Annotated in this window: 14 protein-coding genes; 11 read left to right on the forward strand and 3 right to left on the reverse strand. The window is 37.4% G+C overall.

The genetic code is table 11. From position 1 onward, the window contains the following. The first annotated feature begins 1 nt into the window (after nucleotide 1). From glmS to VK161_RS07025, 10 genes are all read left to right on the forward strand, one after another. The gene (gene glmS / locus VK161_RS06980) at nucleotides 2-1,849 is read left to right on the forward strand and encodes a glutamine--fructose-6-phosphate transaminase (isomerizing) (RefSeq protein WP_324214049.1); all 1,848 of its coding nucleotides are present in this window, start codon (nucleotides 2-4) and stop codon (nucleotides 1,847-1,849) included. Nucleotides 1,850-2,107: 258 nt separating this feature from the next. Further along, complete coding sequence (locus VK161_RS06985; protein ID WP_324214050.1) at nucleotides 2,108-4,996, forward strand: TonB-dependent receptor domain-containing protein; 2,889 nt, start codon at nucleotides 2,108-2,110, stop codon at nucleotides 4,994-4,996. A gap of 19 nt (nucleotides 4,997-5,015) precedes the next feature. After that, nucleotides 5,016-6,572: a G-D-S-L family lipolytic protein gene (locus tag VK161_RS06990; protein ID WP_324214051.1), complete on the forward strand. Its 1,557-nt coding sequence runs from the start codon at nucleotides 5,016-5,018 to the stop codon at nucleotides 6,570-6,572. A gap of 226 nt (nucleotides 6,573-6,798) precedes the next feature. Further along, nucleotides 6,799-8,310 (forward strand): F0F1 ATP synthase subunit beta, encoded by a 1,512-nt coding sequence (gene atpD, locus VK161_RS06995; RefSeq protein WP_324214052.1) that lies wholly within the window; start codon nucleotides 6,799-6,801, stop codon nucleotides 8,308-8,310. 71 nt (nucleotides 8,311-8,381) lie between these two features. Beyond that, nucleotides 8,382-8,663 carry a F0F1 ATP synthase subunit epsilon gene (locus VK161_RS07000; RefSeq protein ID WP_324214053.1) on the forward strand — a complete coding sequence of 94 codons (282 nt, stop codon included), beginning with the start codon at nucleotides 8,382-8,384 and terminating at the stop codon, nucleotides 8,661-8,663. Nucleotides 8,664-8,958: 295 nt separating this feature from the next. After that, nucleotides 8,959-10,113: a pyridoxal phosphate-dependent aminotransferase family protein gene (locus VK161_RS07005; RefSeq protein WP_324214054.1), complete on the forward strand. Its 1,155-nt coding sequence runs from the start codon at nucleotides 8,959-8,961 to the stop codon at nucleotides 10,111-10,113. Nucleotides 10,114-10,177: 64 nt separating this feature from the next. After that, nucleotides 10,178-10,795, forward strand: a complete 618-nt coding sequence (gene bioD, locus VK161_RS07010; RefSeq protein ID WP_324214055.1) for a dethiobiotin synthase — start codon at nucleotides 10,178-10,180, stop codon at nucleotides 10,793-10,795. Between the two features lie 105 nt (nucleotides 10,796-10,900). Further along, nucleotides 10,901-12,172 (forward strand): adenosylmethionine--8-amino-7-oxononanoate transaminase, encoded by a 1,272-nt coding sequence (gene bioA / locus VK161_RS07015; RefSeq protein ID WP_324214056.1) that lies wholly within the window; start codon nucleotides 10,901-10,903, stop codon nucleotides 12,170-12,172. A 72-nt stretch (nucleotides 12,173-12,244) separates the two neighbouring features. Beyond that, nucleotides 12,245-13,399 carry a beta-ketoacyl synthase N-terminal-like domain-containing protein gene (locus VK161_RS07020; RefSeq protein ID WP_324214057.1) on the forward strand — a complete coding sequence of 385 codons (1,155 nt, stop codon included), beginning with the start codon at nucleotides 12,245-12,247 and terminating at the stop codon, nucleotides 13,397-13,399. Between the two features lie 178 nt (nucleotides 13,400-13,577). Then, nucleotides 13,578-15,965 (forward strand): alpha-amylase domain-containing protein, encoded by a 2,388-nt coding sequence (locus tag VK161_RS07025; RefSeq protein WP_324214058.1) that lies wholly within the window; start codon nucleotides 13,578-13,580, stop codon nucleotides 15,963-15,965. Nucleotides 15,966-16,170: 205 nt separating this feature from the next. On the opposite strand, the gene VK161_RS07030 is transcribed toward VK161_RS07025, so the two are convergent. Beyond that, complete coding sequence (locus VK161_RS07030; protein ID WP_324214059.1) at nucleotides 16,171-16,647, reverse strand: regulatory protein RecX; 477 nt, start codon at nucleotides 16,645-16,647, stop codon at nucleotides 16,171-16,173. A gap of 139 nt (nucleotides 16,648-16,786) precedes the next feature. Between VK161_RS07030 and VK161_RS07035 the strand changes: the two genes are divergently transcribed. Continuing rightward, a complete protein-coding gene (locus tag VK161_RS07035; protein ID WP_324214060.1) occupies nucleotides 16,787-21,607 on the forward strand; it encodes a choice-of-anchor D domain-containing protein in 4,821 nt (1,606 codons plus the stop codon). A 51-nt stretch (nucleotides 21,608-21,658) separates the two neighbouring features. On the opposite strand, the gene VK161_RS07040 is transcribed toward VK161_RS07035, so the two are convergent. Both VK161_RS07040 and bioB read right to left on the reverse strand, forming a co-directional pair. After that, complete coding sequence (locus VK161_RS07040) at nucleotides 21,659-22,519, reverse strand: cupin-like domain-containing protein (protein ID WP_324214061.1); 861 nt, start codon at nucleotides 22,517-22,519, stop codon at nucleotides 21,659-21,661. A 112-nt stretch (nucleotides 22,520-22,631) separates the two neighbouring features. Next, nucleotides 22,632-23,717 (reverse strand): biotin synthase BioB, encoded by a 1,086-nt coding sequence (gene bioB, locus VK161_RS07045; RefSeq protein ID WP_324214062.1) that lies wholly within the window; start codon nucleotides 23,715-23,717, stop codon nucleotides 22,632-22,634. Nucleotides 23,718-23,730: the final 13 nt, after the last annotated feature.

A 23,730-nucleotide genomic window follows, 5' to 3' on the forward strand; every position in this document is an offset into this window, starting at 1 on the left:
TATGTGTGGAATAGTTGGTTATATTGGTTACAGAGAAGCTTATCCTATTGTAATTAAAGGATTAAAGCGTCTGGAATACAGAGGTTACGATAGTGCCGGAGTGATGCTTTTTGATGGAACTGACTTAAAAGTTTCTAAAACAAAAGGCAAGGTTTCTGATTTGGAAGAAAAATCTTCTAAAGAGATAACTACTAACGGAACTATAGGAATTGGTCATACTCGATGGGCAACTCATGGTGTCCCGAATGATGTCAATTCACATCCACATTTATCAAATTCAGGAAATCTAGCAATCGTTCATAACGGAATTATAGAAAACTATGAACCGTTAAAAAAAGAACTTTTAAAAAGGGGTTATACTTTTACGTCAGACACTGATACTGAAGTATTGGTAAACCTGATTGAAGATGTTCAGAAAAAAGACAATTTAAAACTTGGTAAAGCGGTTCAAGTGGCCTTAAATCAGGTGGTTGGCGCTTATGCTATTTGCGTCTTTGATAAACAAAAACCAGATGAAATTGTTGTGGCTCGCTTAGGAAGTCCGTTGGCTATAGGTGTTGGAGAAGAAGAGTTTTTTATTGCTTCTGACGCTTCACCATTTATAGAATATACCTCTAATGCCATTTATTTAGAGGATGAAGAAATGGCAATTGTGCGTTTACACAAACCGTTAAAAATCAGAAAAATTAAAGATGATTCATTGGTTGATCCTTATGTTCAGGAATTGCAAATGAATTTAGAGCAAATAGAAAAAGGTGGTTACGACCATTTTATGCTAAAAGAAATTTACGAACAACCTAACGTAATAAAAGATACTTACAGAGGAAGACTTCATGCTAATAGCGGTATTATTCAAATGTCAGGAGTTGAAGATAATTTAGAAAAATTCCTTCATGCCGATCGCATTTTAATCATCGCTTGTGGAACTTCTTGGCACGCTGGCTTAGTGGCAGAATATGTTATTGAAGAGTTTGCGCGAATTCCGGTTGAAGTGGAGTATGCTTCTGAATTCCGATACCGAAATCCAATTATTACTAATAAAGATGTGGTAATTGCTATTTCGCAATCAGGTGAAACTGCCGATACTTTGGCTGCAATTAAATTAGCAAAAGAAAAAGGGGCGTTTGTATTTGGAGTTTGTAATGTAGTTGGTTCATCTATTTCAAGAGAAACTCATGCTGGTGCTTATACACACGCTGGTCCCGAAATTGGAGTTGCGTCAACCAAAGCATTTACTACACAAATTACCATATTAACCATGATGGCGCTGCGCTTGGCTAAGGCTAAAGGAACTTTGTCTAATTCTGATTTTTTCCGTTATTTACAAGAATTAGAGTTGATTCCAGAGAAAGTTCAAGAAGCTTTAAATACCAACGATATTGCCAAAACAATTGCGTCTATATACAAAGACGCAACAAATTGTTTGTATTTAGGAAGAGGTTATAATTTCCCAGTAGCATTAGAAGGTGCGTTGAAATTAAAAGAAATATCTTATATCCACGCAGAGGGTTATCCAGCAGCAGAGATGAAGCACGGTCCAATTGCGCTGATTGATGAGAAAATGCCAGTAGTTGTTATTGCTCCTAAGCAAGGACACTATGATAAAGTGGTAAGTAACATACAAGAAATAAAATCGAGAAGCGGAAAAATTATTGCCATAGTTACCAAGGGTGATGTACAAGTAAAAGATTTAGCCGATCACGTAATTGAAATTCCTGAAACTTCGGATGCTTTATCTCCATTAATTACTACAATTCCTCTGCAGTTGTTGTCGTATCATATTGCTGTTATGCGCGGTTGTAATGTAGATCAACCAAGAAATTTGGCAAAATCAGTGACAGTAGAGTAGTTTTTTTACATAAATTATACAAAGGCGAGATTTTTCTCGCCTTTGTTTTTTGTTGAAATATTCTCAACAAAATACTATGTACGCATACTATTTTGTTAAAAATCACCAAATCAATCTATTCTGTTAAATTTTCAATAATTATTGAATATTCATTATTTTGATTGTTCATTAATTATATTGAAAAATTAGGGCAAGTTTCTTATGAATATTAAAAAATATTTGTATTTTGGCTACTTAAACCAACAAAATTATTACCTAATGAAGATTTATTATTTTATTTTGACATTGTTCTTTTGTAGCATATCGTTTGCTCAAACTACAATTTCAGGTTCGGTCAATGATGACAAGGGCCAGCCAGTTCCCGGAGCTAACATCAAAATAGTCGGGGATAGTGCAGGAACAGTATCGGATGGTGATGGAAAATTTAGCTTAAAGACATCCAAAAAACCACCTTTTAAAGTTGAAGTTTCTAGTATCGGATTTGCTACTCAGTCTTTAGACGTATCATCAAGTGGCCAAACTCTAAATGTAGTTTTAAATTCTGAGAATACGCAACTTGATGAGATTGTAATATCCGCATCGCGAGCACCTGAAAGAGTTAGGGAATCTCCAGTTACTATTGAGAGAATGACGCCAAAAGACATCAAAAAAACGGCTTCACCAACTTTTTACGATGGTTTAGAAAATTTAAAAGAAGTACACATGAATACCAGTAGTATGTCTTTTAAATCAATAAATACTCGTGGTTTTGCTACTGTAGCCAATACGCGTTTTTTGCAGTTGGTTGATGGTATGGATAATTCATCTCCATTGTTGAATTTTGTTTTAGGAAACTTAATCGGTGTTTCTGAAATTGATGTTCAAAGTGTTGAATTACTTCCAGGTGCGTCTTCTGCATTGTATGGAGCAAATGCTTTCAACGGAATTTTATTCATGAACAGTCAAAGTCCTTTTACTAAACAAGGTATTTCTGCTTATGTGAAATACGGACAAACCAGTCAAAAAGCCGCTGGTAACAGAGATTACGCAGACTATGGAGTTAGAGTTGCTAAGGCATTTACTCCTCATATTGCCGCTAAAGGTAATTTCACTTACATGAGAGGAACAGATTGGTATGCTACTGATTATCAAGATTTAGCAAATCCAGGAGCAGATAGATCTTTTTATAATTATAATGGAGTGAATGTATATGGAGATGAGGTTTCTACCAATTTAAATGGCGTAGCAGATGGGCTTTTAGCAGCAGGTGCTATTACTCCTGCTCAATTTGCAGTTTTTAACAATATTTTACCTAATTATAATGTAAGTAGAACTGGATATAACGAAGTAGATTTAACGGATAATAAAGTAGCAAATGCTAAAATCGACTTCTCGGTTCATCTAAAACCATGGGCAACTGCAAGTAAAGATTGGGCCAAAGAAATTGAATTCATCTGGCAAAGTAAATTCGGTTTTGGTAATACAGTTTATCAAGGAGCAAATCGCTATTACCTAAACGACTTTTTTATGGAGCAACATAAATTGGAGTTAAAAGGTAATAATTTCTTCCTAAGAGGATATACAACTACAGAAAACGGAGGTAATTCGTATGATATGTTGTTCACGGGTATTAACATTAACAGACAATGGAAATCAGATGCTACTTGGTTTGGTCAATATGCAGGTGCGTATGTCCAGTCAACTTTAGCAGGTCAAACGCCAGAACAAGCTCATGTTACTGCTCGTAACGTAGCGGATACAGGCCGATTAATACCAGGAACAGATGCTTTTAATTCAGCATTTAAAACAGTTACTTCTAATCCAGATGTGCTTTCAGGTTCTAAATTAGTAGATGAGTCTAGAATTTATCATTCAGATGGTAACTACAACTTCAAAAACCTCATCAAATTTGCTGAAATTCAAGTAGGTGGTTCTTACCGTTTATACGAATTGAATTCATTCGGTAGAATTTATACCGATAAAGACAGCCAAATTAATTACACGGATTATGGTGCTTACACACAAGTACAAAAGAAATTAATGGAAGACCGATTGAAATTAACAGGTTCTATTCGTTACGATAAATCTAAAAATTTTGATGGGAATTATTCCCCAAGAATTTCAGCTGTATATTCAGCAGGAGCAAAAAAACAGCACAATTTTAGAGGTTCGTTCCAAACAGGTTTCCGTAATCCAACTACACAAGATCAATATATTGGTTTCAATGTTGGTAATGCAGTGCTTTTAGGGTCAGCTCCAGACAATTTGATTCGTTACTCAGAAGATCTTCCTGTTTCGGCTAATGGCCAAGCGTTCTCTGGTTCTCCAACAGTAACGATGAATGGAAATAACGCGTACTTTAATTCATATACAGCAGCTTCTGCAACAGCTTTTGGTGCAGCAGTAGCAGCAGCAGGACCAACCAATCAAGCTCAGTTATTTGCAGCGATTGAGGCAGCAGCTCCTTTATTAGTTAAGACAAATGTTGATTATGTAAAACCTGAAACGGTGCGCGCAATAGAATTGGGATATCGTGGAGATTTGAAAGGTTTCAACATTGATTTGAATGGATACTACAATACTTACAATGACTTTATCGGTAACTTAACTGTAGTTGCTCCTTATTATGGAACTGCAAGCCAAGGAGGAAGTTTTGCAGCTCCAAATGCTGCTTTCCAATCTGCTTTTGCATTGACTCAAAATGACAGAAGAGCTTATCAATTGTATACAAACACCAATGTTGAGATTAAATCATTAGGTTTTGGTGTTGGAGTTTCAAGAAAAGTGTACAAAAATTTCGAGTTGAGTGCAAATTACAACTACGCTGAATTTGATTTTGATCAAGCCAAAGACCCAAGTTTTGAGGCAGGTTTCAATACTCCTAAACACCGAGTAAAAGCGTCTCTAGGGAATGAAAAATTATTCAAAAACTTCGGATTCAATGTAAGCGGAAGATGGAACAGTGAGTACTTATATCAATCTTCTTTTGCAGACGGTATGATTTCAGAAGCTACTGTAATTGATGCTCAAATCAACTATTCAATTCCAGCTTTAAAATCAATTATTAAACTTGGAGCATCTAATCTAGGAGGGAAAGAGTACAGGCAAATTTTAGGAGCTGGAGCTATTGGTTCACAGTATTTCGCTTCTTTAACAATAAACCCATAATAACAAAAAAATATACGTTATGATAAAAAATATAAAATGGCTATTATTGGTTTCTATGACCTTTGTAGCTTGTAGTGAAGATGATGATGTAGTAGTTCACAATTCATCTGATGGCTTGCCACTTACTGCTGGTACAGCCGATTTTTCCAAATATGTTGCCGTAGGAAATTCATTAACCGCTGGTTTTAGTGATAATGCACTTTTTATTGAAGGACAAAATGCAGGATATACTAATATTTTGTCTCAACAATTTGCCTTAGTTGGCGGTGGAGAATTCAAAATCCCATATATGGCAGACAATGTTGGTGGATTGCTTTTAGGTGGAGTTCAAATCCAAGGGCCAAGATTATTCTTTAACGGTGTTGGACCTGTTCCTGTTGCTGGAACACCAACTACCGAAATCACAAATCATCTTACAGGATCTTACAATAACATGGGAGTTCCCGGAGCAAAAAGTTTCCATTTGTTATCTAATTCTTATGGGAATCCTGCCGGAATTGGTTCTTATGCAAATCCGTATTTTGTGCGTTTTGCTTCGTCAACATCTGCGACCATTTTAGGTGATGCTGTTGCTCAATCTCCAACGTTCTTTTCTTTATGGATTGGTAATAACGATGTTTTATCGTATGCTACTTCAGGAGGAACGGGAGTTAATCAAGCAGGAAATTTGAATCCTGCAACTTATGGGCCAAACGATATCACAGATCCAAACGTGTTTGCAAGCGTTTACAATACGTTATTAGATGGAACAAATGGTTTGACTAAAAATAATGCTAAAGGAGTTGTAGCTAACATTCCGTATGTAACATCTGTTCCTTTCTTTACAACCGTTCCAACCAATCCGATTCCAGGTTTGCCAAGTGCTAATGCGACTTCATTGAATCAATTATTTGGTGGAATTAATGCTGCATTAACCGCAAATGGGTTGCCAACTCGTTATGCTACTTTGGTTGCGGATGATGGTAATCCAGCTACTGTAGAGGCAAATCCTTTGTTAATTGTTGATGAGTCATTAATCGATATTTCAGCTCAAATTACAGCCGCGTTAACTCCAGTATACGGTGCTCCAACCGCTACTTTTTTAGGTAATCTTTACGGAAGAACACGTCACGCAAGTAATGCTGCTGCTACAAGAGATTATATTTTATTAACTGCTAGAGGTGTTATTGGCACAACTACAACTTCAGCTCCAGCACCATTTAATACTGTAGGTGTTTCGTATCCGATGCAAGACGGTACAACTTTAACCGCTGCCGAAACATTAGAAGTTAAAACCGCTACCGATGCTTACAACGCTACTATCTTAGCTTTAGCAAATTCTAAAGGTCTTGCTTTTGTAGATGCCAATGCTATTTTAGCTGATGTTGCTAATTTCGGTATTTCAGCTAATGGGTTTACAGTTACTTCTGCTTTTGTAACTGGTGGAGGTTTCTCTCTTGATGGTGTTCACCCAAGCCCAAGAGGTTATGCTTTAATTGCAAACAAATTCATTGAAGCTATCAATGCTAAATACGGCTCTAACCTTAAAGGAGTGAGTTTAGGAGATTACAGAATATTGTTTCCAGCGTCTTTATAAGTATAAACAATAAATAAATTCATAAAAAACCATGCGTCTAAACGCATGGTTTTTTTGTTAATACAATAACTATTTCTTACAAAAATCAATTCTATTAACAAAAATTCAAAAAAAGTTAAAAAAACTATCCTTTTAGTATTGATTTTCAAATTAGAAAAATTATCTTTGCACACGAAAAAATCGACTAGATTTTAATTACAAAACGCTATTTAATAAATACATAAGCATGTCAAAAGTAATAGGTAAAGTTGCACAGATTATTGGACCAGTTGTTGACGTAGTATTCGATACTAAAGAAGCTGAATTACCAAAAATTTATGATTCATTAGAAATCACCAACTCAAACGGTACAAAATTAATTCTTGAAGTACAATCTCACATCGGTGAAAATACAGTTCGTACGATCTCTATGGACTCTACAGACGGTTTGTCTAGAGGAACAGAAGTAGTCGGAACAGGTGCGCCAATTCAAATGCCAATCGGAGCAGACGTTTACGGTCGTTTATTCAACGTAATCGGTGATGCTATCGATGGTCTTGGAGATTTACCAAAAGACGGTGCAAACGGAATGCCTATTCACAGACAAGCACCAAAATTCGAAGATTTATCAACTTCTTCTGAAGTATTATACACAGGAATCAAAGTAATCGACCTTATCGAGCCTTATGCAAAAGGAGGTAAAATTGGTTTGTTCGGTGGTGCCGGTGTAGGTAAAACAGTATTGATTCAGGAGTTGATCAACAATATTGCAAAAGGTCACGGTGGTCTTTCAGTATTCGCAGGAGTAGGTGAAAGAACTCGTGAAGGAAATGACTTACTTCGTGAGATGTTAGAGTCAGGTATTATCAAATACGGTGAAGAATTCATGCACTCTATGGAAAATGGAGGTTGGGATTTAACCAAAGTGGATAAACTAGGAATGAGAGAATCAAAAGCTACTTTCGTATTCGGTCAGATGAACGAACCACCAGGAGCACGTGCTCGTGTAGCTTTATCAGGTCTTTCTATCGCTGAGTACTTCCGTGATGGCGCTGGTTCTGATCAAGGAAAAGACGTACTTTTCTTCGTAGACAACATCTTCCGTTTTACACAAGCAGGTTCTGAGGTTTCGGCTCTTTTAGGACGTATGCCTTCTGCGGTAGGTTACCAACCAACCCTAGCAACAGAAATGGGTGCGATGCAAGAGCGTATTACATCAACTAAAAAAGGATCTATTACATCAGTACAAGCGGTTTACGTACCTGCGGATGACTTAACCGATCCAGCTCCAGCAACTACGTTTGCTCACTTAGATGCAACTACAGTATTGTCTCGTAAAATTGCTGAGTTAGGTATTTATCCAGCGGTAGATCCACTCGATTCTACTTCTCGTATCTTGACTCCGCTTATCTTAGGTAACGAGCATTACGACTGTGCTCAAAGAGTAAAAGAAATTCTTCAAAAATACAAACAACTTCAAGATATTATTGCTATCCTTGGTATGGAAGAGTTGTCAGAAGAAGATAAATTATCAGTATCTCGCGCACGTCGTGTACAACGTTTCTTGTCTCAACCGTTCCACGTTGCTGAGCAATTTACAGGTATTCCAGGTGTATTAGTTGATATTAAAGATACCATCAAAGGATTCAACATGATCATCGATGGTGAATTAGACCACTTGCCAGAAGCAGCCTTCAACCTTAAAGGAACTATTGAAGACGTAATCGAAGCAGGTCAAAAAATGTTAGCAGAAGCTTAATTCAATTAACAATGGATAATTAACAATTGACAACATTATCAATTATCAATTATCAATTATCAATTAAAACAATGATTTTAGAAATAGTATCACCCGAAGCTACATTATTCAAAGGCGAAGTAAACTCAGTTTCATTGCCAGGTGTAAGTGGTTCGTTTCAACTACTCAATAATCACGCGCCCATCGTTTCTATATTGAAAAAAGGCGAAGTGAAAATTGAAGCCAAAAGTTTCCATTTCGAAAAAGAAGTAGCTCAAAAGTTTACTAAAATAAACGATCAAAACTACACGCTTTCTATCGAATCAGGAACGATTGAAATGAAAGACAATAAAGTAATTGTATTGGCCGACTAATACAATTTAGATAAATCATAAAAAGCTCAACTTTTAGTTGGGCTTTTTTTATGCAGCCATTCCAGCTGTCCATTCCAAGCTTTTTTACCTCAAACTATTTTTATTGTGATCTAAAAGAGCTTCCTTCGGTCGCTTTTTATACCACATAAAAATTAGTTTTCGCTCGCAAAAGGCTTTCCATTACCATCTAGGCTGAACCATCTACTTTCTTTAGAACTTCTCAATTTATCTTAGTGCCTTTGCGTCTTTGCGAGAAAATAATAAAATATATACTCAAAAGCTATAAATTTGCATCATGAAGAAACTCCCGCAATCGTTACACCTAAAACTGCAACTCCGAGAACAAAACAACGCATTACGTCAGTTGCCGGTTGCTAATGATTTAATCGATTTTTCTTCCAACGACTACCTAGGTTTTGCCCGCTCCGAATCCATTTTCAATCAAACACATCAGTACCTTTTAGAGAACGGAATCAAAATAAACGGAGCCACAGGTTCGCGTCTCATCTCTGGAAACCACAATTTGTATTCTATTACAGAAAACCATATTGCCCAATTTCACCAATCCGAATCGGCTTTAATTTTTAATTCTGGTTACGATGCCAACGTTGGGTTTTTTTCTTCCGTTCCGCAACGCAACGACATTATTTTATACGACGAGCTATGCCATGCTTCCATTCGCGATGGCATCCAAATGAGCAAAGCCAAGTCGTATAAATTCCAGCACAATGACTTAGACGATTTAGAAAAGTTAATTCGTAAACTCTCAACCGACAACTCACAACCGAAAACTGTTTATATTACTACAGAAAGCGTCTTCTCTATGGACGGCGATTCGCCCAATCTAGAGCAACTCGTTCAACTTTCCGAAAAGTACCATTGTCTTTTAGTCGTCGATGAAGCTCATTCTTTAGGTGTTTTTGGTGAACAAGGTGAAGGTTTATTTCAAATTTCAAACCTACAAGATGCTGTTTTCGCAAGAATTGTCACTTTCGGAAAAGGATTAGGTTGTCACGGCGCTGCTATTTTAGGTTCATCCGAACTCAAAAACTATTTGGTCAATTTTGCACGAAGTTTTATTTATACTACAGGTTTGTCACCACATTCTGTGGCTACTATTTTAATTGCCTATCAACATTTACAAAGTGAAAAAGAGGCTGTTAATCAACTAAAAAATAACATCCAACTCTTCAACCAACACAAAACCCAACTCGGATTAAAACCGCTTTTTGTCTACAGTAAATCGGCGATTCAATGTGCCATCATTCCGGGCAACGAAAAAGTAAAACACATCGCTACTCAATTACAAGACAACGGTTTTGATGTCAAAGCCATTCTATCACCAACTGTTCCCGAAGCTCAAGAACGACTCCGCTTTTGCATTCACAGCTATAATACAGAAAAAGAAATTTCTGAAGTTTTAAAACTATTGGCTTCTTTAGTGTTTTAATATAAAGTTAAAATCATTGCGAACTTCACGCATTCTTAGCGAACTTTGCGGTTAAATAAAAACTATGAAACTATTCATCACCGGAATCGGAACCGACGTAGGCAAAACCATCGCCTCATCCATTATAACTGAAGCGCTCGAAGCCGACTATTGGAAACCCATACAAGCAGGCGATTTAGACAATTCTGACAGTCATAAAATCCAACGCTATATTTCAAACGATACAACAACAATTCACGAAAACAGCTATAAACTAAACACGCCAGCAAGTCCACATTTAGCAGCGAGTATCGACGGAATCACCATCGACTTAAAAAAGATCTCCGAACCCAAAACCAAAAATCATCTAGTGATTGAAGGCGCAGGCGGACTTTTAGTTCCACTTAATGATAAAGATTGTATCGTCGATTTAATTCAAAAGGATTATAAAGTCATCATTGTTTCTAGGCATTATTTAGGAAGTATCAATCATACGCTACTTACTTTTGAAGCGTTAAAAAGCCGAAACATTAAAGTAGCCGGAATCATTTTTTCGGGTGATGAAAACCAAGCAACAGAATCCATCATTCTCCAAAAAACAGGAGCAAATTTTATAGGTAGAATCGAAAACGAACCGTATTTTGATCAAAATGTTATTAGTTATTACGCCGATAAGTTTAGAGATACTCTTTTGAGTTTGTAAGATGTAAAACAAGAGAAAAGATAATTTCAATGTGTATCTTTGTGTATCAATTTTAGGAAGAGCTAAAGTCTTTTTTCTTTCCTCTTTCTTCTTTTTTCTAAAAAAATGAACCTTTCCCAACGAGATAAAAAACACAACTGGCATCCGTACACGCAACACAAAACAGCACCTGATTTTCCCGCTATAGTCAAAGGAAAAGACGCTTTGCTTTGGGATGAAAACGGGAAAGAATATATTGACGCAATCGCTTCATGGTGGGTGAATCCGTACGGTCATTCCAATCAAGTTATTGCCGATGCGATTTATCAACAATTAACCACGTTAGAACACGTTCTTTTTGGTGGTTTTACACATCAGCCAGCCGTTATTCTAGCTGAAAAATTAATGGAAATTTTACCATCCAATCAGCAAAAAATATTCTACTCGGATAATGGTTCAACCGCAGTAGAAGTGGCCATTAAAGTAGCTTTGCAATACAACTACAACAAAGGAATTAAAAGAACCAAAATTCTTGCTTTTGAAGAGGCGTTTCACGGTGACACTTTTGCCGCAATGGCCGCTAGCGGAATTTCGTTTTTCACCGAAGCCTTTCAAGGTTCACTTTTAGAAGTAACGCGCATTCCGGTTCCAACACATGGAAATGAAAACGCTAGTTTAACCGCATTAGAAAATGCAGTAAAGACTAACGAATATGCGGCTTTTATCTACGAACCAATGGTGCAAGGTGCAGCTGGAATGGTCATGTACACTCCCGAAGTTTTAGAACAATTAATTTCTATTTGTAAACAAAACGACGTTTTCACTATTGCCGATGAAGTCATGACAGGTTTCGGAAAAACTGGAAAAACGTTCGCATCCGATTACCTTTCGATTCAACCTGATATGATGTGTTTGTCAAAAGCACTAACGGGCGGAACCATTCCGATGGCGATTACCACTTTTACGGAAGAAATCTTTGATGGTTTTTATAATGATGATACCAATAAAGCCTTGTTTCACGGGCATACATTCACAGCCAATCCAACCGGTTGCGCTGCCGCTTTAGCCAGTATTCAATTGTTGCAAACGGATGAAATGAAAGCCAATATTCAACGAGTGCACCAAAGCCATTTGGAATTTCAGAAGAAAATAGAAAGCCATTCTAAAGTAAAAACTACTCGTGTTCTTGGAGTCATTTTTGCTCTAGAAATCAAAACCGAATCAGCCGAAAGTTACTACGGAAATCTGCGCAACAAACTCTATAATTTCTTTATCGAAAACGGAATCCTATTACGACCAGTAGGCAACATCGTCTATATTTTACCGCCTTACATTATCACCGAAAATCAATTGCAAAAAGTCTATCAAACCATTGAAAAGGCATTAGAAATAGTGTAATTTTGTAAGCTATCGTAATTAAATCGGTGAGAATCTGCGTTTGAAAATCTGTTTTATCCGCGTTCCAAAAAAATGAAAACCAAAATCGCCATAACCTCTCTTTCTTCCATTTCTCCTTTAGGCAATCAACCCGAAGGAATTTGGAATAATTATCGTAATGACTCTACACTCATTTCATCTAAAGAAATCAATGGTAAAAATCAATTTGTAGCGGTCATACCGAACGAAATCAGAAATCAAATTGATATTCTAAAAAGCGAGGACGCGAAATACAAATCGTTAGACGAAACAGTTTTGCTCGCCATTTTAGTGTCGCGACAAGCCATCAAAAATGCAGGTTGGAAGCAAGGTGATGATTTCGGAATCAACATTGGTTCTTCTCGCGGCGCCACTCAATTATTTGAAAAATACCACAAAGAATTCCTCGAAACGGGTAAAACCGCCACTTTGGCATCGCCGACCACAACGTTAGGTAACATTTCCTCTTGGGTCGCTCACGATTTAAAAAATAATGGTCCCGAAATTTCACATTCGATAACGTGTTCAACGGCTTTACACGCTATTTTAAATGCAGTTGCATGGATGCAATCCGGAATGGCAAACAAGTTTTTAGTAGGCGGAAGTGAAGCTCCGTTAACCGCTTTTACTTTGGCTCAAATGAATGCGCTAAAAATTTATTCTAAAGAAGAAGGTGAATTTCCATGCAGAGCATTCGATTTGAATAAAACTAAAAACAGTATGGTATTGGGCGAAGGCGCAGCAGTTGCTTGTCTCGAGTTGGGTGAACCAAAAAATGCACTTGCCTACATTGAAGGAATTGGCTACGCCACCGATACTTTAGAGCACAATATTTCGATTTCAGACGAAGCCGAATGTTTTCAGAAATCAATGAAAATGGCGCTTCAGAATACTCCTTTACATGATGTTGATGCCATTGTAATGCATGCTCCAGGAACATTAAAAGGAGATATATCCGAATACAAAGCCATTCAAAAAGTTTTTGGAAATAACCTTCCAATGCTTACAACCAACAAATGGAAAGTCGGACATACTTTTGGCGCTTCGGGAATGCTGAATTTGGAATTGGCGATCATGATGATCAATCACAATCACTTCATTTCAGTACCTTTTGCCGAAAAACAAAACCTGCGAAAATCGATTAAAAAAGTGCTCATAAATGCAGTTGGTTTTGGTGGAAACGCTGTCAGTATTTTGATTTCGAAATAACATTGGTACTTAATCTTCTGCTATACAATTATTTACCTTTTTAAATAATTGTTATCGTTTTAAAAAAAACACCAATGTAAACCAACAAAAAATCGTTTAACTGCTCTGATTTTTATTTTTTTATTTGCGATGATGTAGAATTTTACTCCTAGATTTGAGTAAATCAAAACTATATCGTATGAAAAAAATTACCCGAAAACTACTACTTATAGTACTCATTCTCTGTACTTTTTCACAAATTTCTGTTGCTCAAAACCCATGGAATGGCAAAGTGGTTTTGCAAGGATTTTGGTGGGATTATTGGAATAATAATTATCCCAACGGTTGGTCGAATTATATAGCCGATTTGGCGCCGAGACTCCGAGATATGGGAATTGACGCCGTTTGGATTCCGCCGTGTCAAAAAAATGCAGGAACCAACAGTAACGGTTACGGACCATTTGATTTTTATGATTTAGGCGATAAATATCAAAAAGGAAGTACCAAAACACGTTTGGGAAGTAAAGATGAATTGCTACGACTGATTGCGGTTTTACACGCCAACGGAATTGATGTAATTCAAGACGTTGTGCTCAATCATTCGGGTGATGCGGGTTCTGCTACTGGCGCCGGCGGACAAGATCCGAATAGTTATTCGGTGCAAACCAACAGCGGTTACAAAAACTTCCGATTTGTAAGCTACAACACGCCAGCAACTGATGAAACTGCTGCTAATTATCTAGCGAGAAGTGGTCGTTGGTCTAAAAACTGGGAAAATTTCTACCCGAATCAATTCAATGTTGCCAATACCAACGAATGGAATTCTATATTATTCGGACCGGATATCAGTTACGAATCGAATGCCTATGGTACAAGTTCCAACGCAACCTACAATCCAGCCCAGTCCTCTGATTATATGCGAAATGGTGCTCGAAATTGGTTGATTTGGTTCAAAAAACAAACCGGAAGCGATGGATTTCGATTCGATGCCGCCAAACATTATCCGTATTGGGCATTACAGGATTTTATTTATAATCTAAAATACAATGCTGGTTGGGCCAATGGAGGTGCAAATATGTTTGCTGTGGGTGAAAACATCAATAACGCTGGAGCAATGGATTCGTGGATCAACAGCGTGCGAACTAGTAACGGTGGAACGGAAGATTTGGTAGGAACTTTCGATTTTAGTTTAAGAGAAGGAATCAAAGCAATGATTGATGGAAATGGCGGATTTAACATCGGAACCATTCCGGGTTACCAACAAGGAAATCGCTACAGAACAGTGCCTTTTGTAAATAATCACGATACATTTCGTCCTCAAAAAGATGCCAACGGAAATTACATCGGTTGGGATACAGGAAACGAAATTGGTGGTCACATCGATCCGTTTAATGTTCGTTTAGGAGCTGCGTATGCAGTCGCTTTTGCTGTGGATGGCTCGCCTCAAGTGTTTTTTGAAGATTTATTCAACATTGGAAGTACAGGTAAACGCTACTCGCATTTGCCAACAAGTACAGTTGATTTACCCATTCGTGATGATGTGGCCAATGTAATTTGGTGTCATCAAAAACTCAATTTCAAAAAAGGTTCGTATAAAGTGCGTTGGCAAGCAGCCGATTTATTAATCATCGAAAGAGGATACAATGTCGGACCAGAAAACAGTTACGCTATCATTGCTGTGAACGACAATTATTCGTCTTGGCAAAGTGCAACTATTCAAACCGATTTTGGGCCGAACCGACAATTGCACGATTATTCTGGAGCCAATTCGGCTGATATTTGGACTGATGCGACAGGAAAAGCAACCATTTGGGCGCCACCTTGTGATGGAAGTAATATTAGAAGAGGATATTGTATTTGGGGTCCAGCCGGAATTACTGGCGGATTTGCTCCTGCACAACGCAGCACTACACAAGAATGGGAAATGGCTAATGATTTGGGTGATGCGCACGCAAGTTCATTAAAACAAGGTGGAGCAATTCCGGCAAGTTCAACGGCTTTGCGAACTGTTGGAAAAGTTTTTGATGAAGCAGGAAAGACCATCACGGTAAATTTATTTCCAACCAATACGACAAGAAATCTAACAATGAATTTGTACAATAATGCGGGTTCAATAGTTTCAACAGTTAGTGGCTTAGGAAATTTGACATTAACCTACACGCCAACTGCAACTGGATTTTACACCGTTAAGGTTAAAAACACAAGTGGTACAAATCCCGCGCAAAATGTTTTTGTAAAAGTGACGTATACCGCGCCAAAAATTCCGAATACCGCTTCGTATGCCGCTCGTATGATAGGAGAAGAAGAGGATGAAATCGTAAAGAATTCGATTTCTGAAGTAACGGCTTATCCTAATCCATTCACCAATTCAACAACTATTGCTTTTTCATTGAAACAAAAATCAAAGGTTACAATGAACGTATATAATTTATTGGGACAAAAAGTTGCCACTTTAATTGATGGAGAGCTTGAAGAAGGAAATCAGGAGCAAATTTTAGAAGGTAGCAAATTACAATCAGGCACATACATCGTTCATCTTCAAACCGAATCTGAGGATAAACGAATAAAGGTAGTTTTAGTTAATTAATTAAGTTTTTATGCAGTTGAAAACCACTTATCCGAATGGGTGAGTGGTTTTTTATTCGTGTTACTTAAGCTTCTGTAAATGTTTTTCGCCACAGATTCACAGATTAAAATCATTGCTAATCTGTGAATCTGTGGCAAAATTTCATCAATTAATTCGCATAAAATTAAATTTACCAAAAAAATATTTACTTCAAGTCCAGATTGATTTAGTTAGATTCCAATTCTTTCACTTTTTCATAAATCAAATCGCTTTCCCAGCCTTTCCGGAGTAGGTAATCGCAGAATTTCTTTCTCTTTTTTAAAGTGTTTTTTTCAGTTATAGATTCCCAACATTTTTCAGACAACTGGTCAAAAGTGGTTTCGTATTCGTCACTTGGAATTTCATTAAGTGCTTTTGTGATTAAATAATCCGATATTTTTCGGGCTTTTAATTCGATTTTGATGCGGTTTTTCCCCCATTTTTTTTGGTGAAATTTACTGATTGAAAATACAGATGCAAATCTCTCTTCATTCAAAAAATTATGTTCAATTAAGTGAACAATCACTCTATTTCTGTCGTGTTCAGAAATATCAAAAGTCCGTAATTTTTCTTGTACTTCAACATGGCATCGCTCTTGGTAGGAGCAATAATATTCTAGTTTTTGTAAAACTACTTCTACAGAACTGATTGACTTTGAGTTCAAAACGGTTGAAAAGATGAGAGTTTGTTAATAATTTGATAACGCAAATGTATTGAAATTGTGCAAATTAGAAGTAAATTTGTAGGCTGATTTTTGGGGAAAAATCAGTTCAAACAAAAACAAAATTATTATCATTTTTGATATGAAGTTTAAACTACTACTTATTGCACTGATGTGCAGTGTTTTTTCTTGGGGACAAATATTAACTTTTGATTTTGCAGGTTTGGCTGGAAGTGAAGCAACTTCCAATTCCAATTTTAATGACCCTAATATCGGTGTTTCTACGATTTCAAGAGGCGCAGGTTTGACAGCAGGAGCCAATGCAGACCGATTTAACGCAACAGGCTGGGCATTAACCTCCATTGCAAATGCAGTTACAGGAAATGATTACATGGAATTTACCATAACTCCGAATGTAGGTTATGAATTTTCGGTATCTTCTGTTGTTATTCAATTACAAAGATCTGGAACTGGTCCGAGTGCAATAGTTTTAAGAAATTCACTTGACGGCTATGCAGCTAATTTGGATACTCAGTACGCAATTGTTGATAACACAGCTACTCAAACATTTACTTTTACATTTTCTCAAGCTAATTCATCAACAGCAGTAACCTACAGAATGTACATGTATGCTGAAGCTGGAGCAGGAACTGGTGGGCCAGGAGATGGTGTAGGAAACGATATTGTAGTAAATGGTATAGTTACATCAACTGCACCTTGTACCACACCAACCTCACAAGCATCAACGATAACAAATTCCAACACAACTGTTGGCGGAACTGATGTTTCTTGGACGCCTGGTGCTACTGCAACAGGTTCAATTGTGGTAATTCGTCCGTCGGCATCGGCTAATGCTGTTCCTGTAAATGGAACGAATTACATTCCCAATACTGCTTGGGCCAGTGCGGGTCAAATTGATGTAAACAATAGAGTGGTGTACAGAAGTAATGGTTCAACAGTAACAGGAATTACTGGGTTGTTGCCCGAAACACAATATACCATAACCGTTTATGCTTATAATGGTAGCGGAACCAATATCTGTTACAATACCACGACTCCTGAAAGTATCACTTTTATTACTTTAGCGGCTGAGGCTACCGCACATTCTGCTACTTTTACTTGTTCTACTTTTAGTGCTACTCAAATTAATCTGTCGTTCAGTGCTGCGAATACTATTGGTGGTGATGGATATATTATTTTGTACCGAATCGGAGCTGCTCCAACAGGAGTTCCAACTGATGGTGCTATACATCCAGCAGGAACTGTTTTTGGTGATGCTATAGTTCATGGATATACTTCAAATACAGGATTAGCAGTAAATTATAATGCAACGGGTTTAAATACTGGAACGACTTATTATTTTTCCTTAGTTCCGTACAGTGCTTATTTGAGTGATCCTTCAACTCTAAATTACAGAACCTTACCTACAATTCCAGTAACCAATTGTTCTACATTGATTGGTCCAGAAATGAATGTTCGTGGTGTAGTTGGGACTAATCCTACCATTCCAGATAATGATATAACTCCACAAGGAACAGACAATACGCTTTTTGCTACGGTTGTTGTTGGAAATAATCAGGCGAAAAACTTCAGAATTGAGAATACAGGTAATTCGGTGTTGAATATTACTAATATTTTCATGGTGGGAGGAAACACTTCTGAGTTTGTGGTTTCTGGAATTACACTGCCCACTACAATTGCTGCTGGAACTTCATTAGATTTTACGGTGACTTTCACACCAGCGGGTGCAGGTATTAGAAGTACTACACTTCGCATCGACAATAATGATACCAACGAAAATCCGTATAATTTTGTCATTCAAGGAACGGGAACGCTAGTGGCTTTGGTAGAAATGAATGTCAAAGGAAATGGACAAACCATTCCTGATAATAGCATTTATCCTGTAGGAACCAATCATACCGCTTTTGGTATAGCAACTGTAGGTGTAACCACTGTAATTCGTACTTTTACCATCGAAAACATAGGGTCAACAGCTCTGAATTTAACAGGAACACCTTATGTAACAGTAACTGGGCCGCATGCCTCATTATTTACCGTAATTGCGCAACCTTCTTCCAATGCTATTTCAGGCGGAGCATCCTTAACGTTTGATGTTGAGTTCAATCCGAATTCACCAGGAGCCAAAAATGCTACCATAGTTATTGCCAACTCTGATACTGATGAAAATCCGTATAACTTTAACATTAGCGGAACTGCAAAGGGAACTAACAATATTTATACTTATGGTAATGGTAACGACGTCGCAAAAGGATCTACTACTACTGCTTTGACCAATTTAACTAACTTTGGTTCAGTAGCGGTCACAACTGGTGTCAAACAAAATACCTTTGTGGTTAGTAATTTGTCAGGAGTAACCACTTATTTGAGTAATGTTACGCTTTCTGGTGCTGATGCAGCTATGTTTAGTGTGACTGCACAACCAACCAATAATGGTTTAGGAAGCGGAAACAGTACATCATTTACTATTAACTTTACTCCTACTTCTTCTGGAATCAAAAATGCTACGGTTACATTTAATGTTTATACTGATGCAGCTAGAACGGTTGCCGAACCGATTGATCCTGTTTATACTTTCGCAATTTCAGGTAATGGAATAGTGTTTTCTCCTTGTACCAATAATGCAGTTCAAACTTTAGCGGTTCAAGATTTTGAAGTTGTACCGGCTACTCCAACTTATGGATATGCTTATACAACCGATGGGACTGTTAATCTTGCAGGAGGAACGTTTGATAATGGATCTGGACCAAGAAACGCATTTATCGGCGCACGCGCTTTTCAAATGGCAGGCATTGGCACAACGGCATCTGGCAATGTAGTAGAATCGGCTGTTGTTACAATGTCGCCAATAGATGTTAGTCAGTATAATAATATTAATTTATCACTAAAAGTAGGCGCATTCAGAACAGGTACTACTCAAGGTTTGGATGTAAATGAATTCGTCCAGGTTGAGACTAGCGTTGATGGTGGAGTAAATTGGTCGACCGAATCGGTATTGAGAGCGTATTCCAATTCGCGTTGGGATTTTAATGCTACTGGAGTTTTTAATGCTTATTACACAGGAACTAATAATGGCGCTACAGTTGACACACGAAACGGTGGAGCTGAATTGCCTAATGGAATTGCAACGTATTATGTTAGAAATCTTCCTTCGTCAACGAATTTATTAATCAGAATTACCTTAGCAGTTGACCGTGCTGACGAAATTTGGGCAATTGATGATATCAAAATTGAAGGTCAATTACCTGTAATTACTACTTGGGACGGTACGGCGTGGTCGGCTGGTGTGCCAAATGTCAATACGAAAGCGATTTTTGATGGTCCTTACAACACGGCTACAAACGGTAATGTTCAAGCCTGCGAATGTGAGATAAAATCGGGTAGAACGGTTCAAATTACTGCTGGAAATTACATCGAAAGTCAAAGTGATATTATCAACAACGGAACACTTACAGTAGCCAACAATGGTAGTTTGGTTCAAGTGAACGATGATGCTGTGAATACGGGAACCATTTCTTATGAGCGAATAGCGTCTTTGCGAAGAAGCGATTATGTATATTGGTCGTCTCCAATTGAAGGTTATAATGTAGATAATATTTCTCCTGCTACTCCATCCAATTTAATCTGGAGATGGAATACAACCACTAATAATGTCAACGGTGGTTTGGGAACATGGGTAAATGCTGCTGGAAGCACAATGGGCTCGGGAGAAGGATTTATTGTTCGCGGACCTAATACATTTAATGATGCATCACTTCAAAATTTGACGGTTACCTTTTCTGGAGGAAAACAAAATAATGGTATTGTTTCAGTTCCTATTTCGCGTGGGGCAATGACGGCTGCTACTTTAGGAACTTACACGAGTGCCAATGGAATTCCGTTTACTGTTAATGACGATAACTGGAATCTGGTTGGAAACCCATATCCATCAGCTATTCGTGCTTTAGATTTTTTAAATGCCAATACCAATATTGAAGGTGCAGTTCGTTTGTGGACGCATGGAGCATTGCCAGCAGCAATCACCAATCCGTTTTACGGAAGTTATCAGTACAATTATACGGTAAATGATTACATTGTTTATAACGGAACCGGAACCGTAAGCGGACCAGCCGGATTTAATGGCTATATTGCTGGTGGACAAGCGTTTTTTGTGCTAATGAACGAAGGTAATGCAGCAACGAGCACGGTTCAATTTACAAACTTGATGCGAAGCAGAACGTACGATAATAGTCAGTTTTTCCGAACATCAAATCAAACAAATGCGGGTGAAGAGAAAAGTAGAATTTGGTTGGATTTAGTGAATTCAAATCAAAATTCGGTACGAACTTTAATTGGTTATGTTGATGGCGCTACAGTGGGAAGAGACCGGTTGTTTGATGCTTTTGCTCCAACCACATCGTCTCAAAGTATTTATTCTTTGATTGACAATGAACGTATGCACATTCAAGGAAAACCAACACCTTTTGATGAAAATGATAACGTTCTGTTAGGAGTTGTTGTTCCGCAAACGGGCGATTACAAAATAGCAATTGCCGCTACAGATGGAATTTTTACAGAAGATCAAAATGTGTTTTTAGAAGACAAAGAGTTGAATGTGATTCACGATTTGAAATCTGCACCTTATTCGTTCTATTCTGCTTCTGGAACTTTTAATGATCGTTTCGAATTGCGATATACTTCGGATGCGTTAACTACCACCGAATTTGATGCTGCAAACAATGTAATGGTCGTTTCCAATGAGTTGAATGTTGTAGTTCGTTCAATATCTGAAAGCATTAGTCAGGTTGAGGTGTATGATGTATTAGGTAGACAAATTTTAAGTTTTAAAAATACAGATGCTTCGCAAGAAATTACCATTTCAAAAAACAATGTAAAAAATCAAGCGGTTATTGTAAAAGTTCAACTTGAAAGCGGACAAGTAGTAACCAAGAAAATAGTTTTATAATTGAATTTGTTCAATAAAAAAAAGCTCCTTTATTAGGAGCTTTTTTGTTTTTTATAGATTTTTATTTGTGTCGGTAATCGCGCGTTCGTTTTTATAATCAATCCATTTTTGTCCTTTTATTCTTCGCATCAGATTATCAAAATGACGCATGATAAAAACATTGTAAGCTGCTTTCGAAAGATTGCCAATTTTTCTTGGGAAAGCTCTTAAACTCATTGAGAATCCTGGAGTTACATATTTCATATAATGCCAATAACCTTCAGGCATGTACAGCATTTCCCCGTGATTGAGTTCGCAAACCAAACCTTGTGCTTTTTTCAAAGCGGGCCATTTCTCAAAATCGGGATGATCAAAATCGATGTCTTCTCTAGATATTAACGCATGAGGAACTTTGTAGAGAAACGGAGTTTGATTGGGAGCAAAAAGTACGCATCTTTTTTTTCCGTGAAAATGAAAATGAAGAATGTTAGAGTAGTCAATATCATAATGCATGAAAACACGTGAATTTTCTCCGCCAAAAAACAACATTGGCAATTGTTTTACCAATCGTAATCCGATATTAGGCCATTTGAAATCATTTTTGAGAGCCGGAACTTCTTTCATTAAATTATACAGAAAGATGCGGTAATTAGTGGGTTCTCTCAATAACAAATCGATATAATCCGTCATCTTCATTTTGGCGTGTGCTTCGTTGAATCCGTCTTTGTAAGATACAGGACGATCGTCATAGAGCGGAACTATTTTTTCGCCAGCAATTTCTTTGATGTAGTGAAGATTCCATTTTTCAAAAGCAGGCCAATCTTGAGTCAATTGCTCGATAACTAAAGGCTTCTGTTTTTTAACATAATTGTTGTAAAAATCTTCTTTTGAAATTGTTTTTACGCGTTCTATTTCTGTCAGGTTCAAAGACATAGTATTGCGGATATAAAGAATAAAAAAATGCTCCTACTAAATTGTAAGAGCAAAATTAATAAAGCTTTATGAAATTGTAAAACTATTGTGTAGTTATATAAAAGTTAAAAAGTTATTTTCCTTTTACTGAGGCTTCAATATTTTTCTCAATTTTATGCCCAGGTCTAGACCATTTTGGTTTTTCACCTAACGATTGGTATTGTGAATCTTCAGCTTCTACTGTAGTAGGTTGCATCAGTTTTATGAATGGTTTTTGAGGCTGTAATCCTAATAATTCAAACATTTTCATGTCTTCATTTACATCAGGATTAGGAGTTGTAAGTAATTTATCTCCAGCAAAAATCGAATTAGCGCCAGCAAAGAAACACATGGCTTGACCTTCACGAGACATTTCAGTTCTACCTGCAGAAAGGCGCACTTGAGTTTCGGGCATTACAATTCGAGTTGTGGCTACCATTCGAATCATTTCCCAGATTTCAACTGGTTTTTCATTTTCCATAGGAGTTCCTTCCACTGCAACAAGCGCATTGATTGGCACTGATTCAGGTTGCGGACTCAACGTAGAAAGTGCCACTAACATTCCGGCTCTGTCTTCTATGCTTTCTCCCATGCCAATGATTCCACCGCTACAAACAGTTACATTGGTTTTTCGTACGTTTTCGATGGTTTGTATACGATCTTCAAAACCTCGTGTTGAAATGACTTCTTTATAATATTCTTCAGACGTATCTAAATTGTGATTGTAAGCATACAAACCAGCTTCTGCTAATCGTTTGGCTTGATTTTCGGTCAGCATTCCCAATGTACAACATACTTCCATATCCAGTTTGTTAATGGTGCGTACCATTTCTAAAACTTGGTCAAATTCGGGTCCGTCTTTTACATTTCTCCAAGCTGCGCCCATGCAAACACGTGACGAACCGCTTGATTTGGCACGTAAAGCCTGAGCTTTTACTTGACTGACCGACATTAAGTCGTTTCCTTCAATATCGGTATGGTAACGTGCAGCTTGAGGACAATACCCGCAATCTTCTGGGCAAGCTCCTGTTTTTATGGATAGTAATGTAGAAACCTGAACTACATTTGGGTCGTGATGCTCTCTATGGATGCTTGCTGCTTCATACAGTAAATCCATTAAAGGCTTGTTGTATATGTCGATAATTTCTTCTTTCGTCCAGTTATTTCTAATGACACTCATTTGATGAAAATTT

Origin of the sequence: Flavobacterium sp., from assembly GCF_035299245.1 — a bacterium.
GTDB lineage: Bacteria > Bacteroidota > Bacteroidia > Flavobacteriales > Flavobacteriaceae > Flavobacterium.

What these genes read in the sequence shown, in the direction of transcription:
- bioB (WP_324214062.1), bottom strand. Translation starts at nt 23,717, where the DNA reads ATGAGTGTCATTAGAAATAACTGGACGAAAGAAGAAATTATCGACATA.
- bioD (WP_324214055.1), top strand. Translation starts at nt 10,178, where the DNA reads ATGAAACTATTCATCACCGGAATCGGAACCGACGTAGGCAAAACCATC.
- VK161_RS06990 (WP_324214051.1), top strand. Translation starts at nt 5,016, where the DNA reads ATGATAAAAAATATAAAATGGCTATTATTGGTTTCTATGACCTTTGTA.
- VK161_RS07025 (WP_324214058.1), top strand. Translation starts at nt 13,578, where the DNA reads ATGAAAAAAATTACCCGAAAACTACTACTTATAGTACTCATTCTCTGT.
- bioA (WP_324214056.1), top strand. Translation starts at nt 10,901, where the DNA reads ATGAACCTTTCCCAACGAGATAAAAAACACAACTGGCATCCGTACACG.
- atpD (WP_324214052.1), top strand. Translation starts at nt 6,799, where the DNA reads ATGTCAAAAGTAATAGGTAAAGTTGCACAGATTATTGGACCAGTTGTT.
- VK161_RS07005 (WP_324214054.1), top strand. Translation starts at nt 8,959, where the DNA reads ATGAAGAAACTCCCGCAATCGTTACACCTAAAACTGCAACTCCGAGAA.
- VK161_RS07040 (WP_324214061.1), bottom strand. Translation starts at nt 22,519, where the DNA reads ATGTCTTTGAACCTGACAGAAATAGAACGCGTAAAAACAATTTCAAAA.
- VK161_RS07000 (WP_324214053.1), top strand. Translation starts at nt 8,382, where the DNA reads ATGATTTTAGAAATAGTATCACCCGAAGCTACATTATTCAAAGGCGAA.
- VK161_RS07035 (WP_324214060.1), top strand. Translation starts at nt 16,787, where the DNA reads ATGAAGTTTAAACTACTACTTATTGCACTGATGTGCAGTGTTTTTTCT.
- VK161_RS07020 (WP_324214057.1), top strand. Translation starts at nt 12,245, where the DNA reads ATGAAAACCAAAATCGCCATAACCTCTCTTTCTTCCATTTCTCCTTTA.
- glmS (WP_324214049.1), top strand. Translation starts at nt 2, where the DNA reads ATGTGTGGAATAGTTGGTTATATTGGTTACAGAGAAGCTTATCCTATT.
- VK161_RS06985 (WP_324214050.1), top strand. Translation starts at nt 2,108, where the DNA reads ATGAAGATTTATTATTTTATTTTGACATTGTTCTTTTGTAGCATATCG.